This is a genomic window from Ruegeria sp. SCP11 (assembly GCF_040329455.1).
In the GTDB taxonomy this organism is placed as follows: domain Bacteria; phylum Pseudomonadota; class Alphaproteobacteria; order Rhodobacterales; family Rhodobacteraceae; genus Ruegeria; species Ruegeria atlantica_E.
Map to the genome: position 1 here is coordinate 1 of NZ_JBDZYG010000042.1, position 2,890 is coordinate 2,890.

The window sequence follows — 2,890 nt, forward strand, 5'->3', positions numbered from 1 at the left end:
CTGTCGGAGACACGCCGTAGTGATCCATGAACGCTCGGGAAAATACCGGGCGAGTAGAGAACCCTGTTTTATAGGCAACATCACCAATATTGCAGTTGGCATCGGCCCTTAGAAGGCCCGCGGCTTTTTCCAATCGTATCAATCGAATAAGGCGCTGAGGCGTGTCCGTTTGCTGGCAAATCTGGTACAATTTGGAACGTGATATTCCGACTGCCTTGGCAATCACTTCCGGTGTCAGGTCACGACGATGGAAGTTCTGATGGATAAAATCTACAACCGTGAAAAGGACGGTTTCGTCTCTAATTTCGCGCGTTTCAAGTTCCTGTATCCACTGATGTCTGAACGCGTCGACAGTGAGGCGATAGAGCGTTTCAGAAAGCGTTTCGATTTCGCGATCGTCCGCGTGATTCAATTCGCTGAACACGCCGGTAATTGCAGTTTTGAGAATTCTGGTGACCGGGCTGTCTCGCAAGACCATGTTGTGTAGCTGCGAGATTCCAGGAACCTCTTCCTGAACCTTCTTCCGGTGCAGATTCAACGAGTAAGCCGTCACCCCCTTATGCTGGTAGGAATACGGTCGCTCAGTGTCGAGCGAACGCAGGTTCCCCGTCCTGGTAGGTGCCGAACCTTCGGAAAGCGGTGTCGACAGATCTTCTCCATTGAGCCGGTAATGCACTCCAATGGCGTTCATCTCCCTGCGCGCCATGCCACGCTTCGATCTGTGGAAGAAGCACGGCGTATTGCACTGGTATCTGTAAATCCAGAGTTTCGGAGTTCTGTTGTATTCGCCATTGAGGCTAAACGGGCGATCAACAGGTCCGGGGCGATCAACTTCATAACCCGCCGAGTCGAACAGTTGCTCACGAATAAACGCGTATTGCTGCTTTTTCGGCAACAAGTTGGTGTCAAATTTGAGGGAGGTTAACGTGTTTCGCTCAACCATCAGTAACCTTAGACGACGGTACTTTCATCACATTGAGCTCCGCACATACTCAATTCCTCAAGACAGGCACAATAGTGCAGCGGGAAAGCAAGTGCTCTACGGAACCAACTATGTCGGTATGACATTCCAGATAGCTTTTTTGCTGTATCTAAACTCGAGCGAAATGCAAGGCATCTCTCCCTCGAACACGCCATGGTGATCAGACGGTCAACGTGGCGTGTTTCGGCCTGGCCTGAGGTCACGCTGCGCATGTGAACATCGTGCGTGATCGCCGAGGTGTCTTCTCGTTGATCGTGAAATCCAACACACAAGGCAGAAAAGGCCGCGACTGTTGTCCGCGGAACTAAGGCAGGCTTCAGAGTTTCCTTACTCACAACTGTTGGCCTTTTCGTAGATCCGGAGAAGAATCCAGTTTCTCGGTGTTAACCTAATGCCGCCGCCTTTAGCGAATACCTCAGTCTCCAGTCCCTTTCGGTCGGTGGGATTAGTCTTTGAAACTCAGGCAATTTTTCCCGTATCCCCTCGCGGTAGTCTGTCGGTGAAACACCGTAGTATTCCATGAACGCTCGGGAAAATGCCGGGCGAGTTGAGAACCCTGTTTTATAGGCAACATCACCAATGTTGCAGGTGGCATCGGCCCTTAACAGACCCGCGGCTTTTTCCAATCGTATCAATCGAATAAGGCGCTGAGGTGTGTCCGTTTGCTGGCAAATCTGGTACAATTTGGAACGAGATATTCCGACTGCCTTTGCAATCACTTCCGGTGTCAGGTCACGACGATGGAAGTTCTGATGGATAAAATCTACAACCGTAAAAAGGACGGTTTCATCCCGGATTTCGCGCGTTTCGAGTTCCTGTATCCACTGATGTCTGAACGCGTCGACAGTGAGGCGATAGAGCGTATCAGAAAGCGTTTCGATTTCGCGATCGTCCGCGTGCTTCAATTCGCTGAACACGCCGGTAATTGCAGTTTTGAGAATTCTGGTGACCGGGCTGTCTCGCAACACCATGCCGTGTAGCTGCGAGATTCCAGGAACCTCTTCCTGAACCTTCTTCCGATGCAGATTCAACGAGTAAGACGTCGCCCCTTTATGCTGATAGGAAGACGGTCGCTCGGTGTCGAGCGAAAGCAGGTCCCCCGTCCTGGTATGCGCCGAACCTTCCGAAAGAGGCGTCGACAGATCTTCTCCTTTGAATTGAAAGTGTACTCCAAAGTAGTTCCTTTCCGCGCGCGCCATGCCACGCTCCGATCTGTGGAAGACGCACGGCGTCAAGGTTTGGTATGTGTAAATCAAGAGTTTCGGAGCTGTTTTGGCTTCGCCAGTGAGGCTAAACGGGTCTTCAACAGGTCCGGGGCGATCAACTTCATAACCCGCCAAGTTGAACAGTTCCTCGCGAAACAACGCGTATTGCTGCTTCTTTGGCAACAAGTTGGTGTCAAATCTGTGGGAGATTAACGTGTTTTGCTCTACCATAAGTAACCTTAGACAACAGTACCTTTATCACTTTGAGTTCCGCACATACTCAATTTCTCAAGACTGGCACAATAGTGCAGCGAGGGCGTACAGAGAACGTCGAATTAACAGGTTGGGCACTCTACTGCCATCGATATAAGTCCTGTATCCAAACCTGTGACGTGAGATCGTCCCTTGAGTATTGCCGGGGTCGCTCTTCGTCTCAGTTGCACACGCTACGGTGCAACTGAGACGAAGCGGACTTTGGCCGGAAACCTATTCCAACAGGCCTTGTTCCTGATAATATTTCAACGCGCCTGGATGGATTGGAGCTGAAAGACCAGCCGTTACCATTTCCTCTTTGGTCAGGTTGGCGAAGGCGGGGTGGAACGTGCGAAAATCGTCGAAATTCTCGAAGATGGACGACACCAAAGCATAGACCGCCGCATCAGATACGTTGGCCGATGTCACAAGTGTTGCACCGACCCCAAAG

The 2,890-nt window shown here is 51.0% G+C and carries 3 protein-coding genes; all 3 read right to left on the reverse strand.

Features of this window, described 5'->3' with window-relative positions:
- Positions 1-943, reverse strand: a 943-nt coding sequence (locus tag ABLN94_RS24465) for a helix-turn-helix transcriptional regulator (RefSeq protein ID WP_352997305.1), incomplete at its 3' end; no start/stop codon positions are given.
- A 422-nt stretch (positions 944-1,365) separates the two neighbouring features.
- On the reverse strand, positions 1,366-2,418 hold the full coding sequence (locus tag ABLN94_RS24470) for a helix-turn-helix transcriptional regulator (RefSeq protein ID WP_352997307.1): 1,053 nt from the start codon (positions 2,416-2,418) through the stop codon (positions 1,366-1,368).
- A 255-nt stretch (positions 2,419-2,673) separates the two neighbouring features.
- The coding region (locus ABLN94_RS24475; protein WP_352997309.1) for a TAXI family TRAP transporter solute-binding subunit at positions 2,674-2,890 on the reverse strand (217 nt) is incomplete at its 5' end.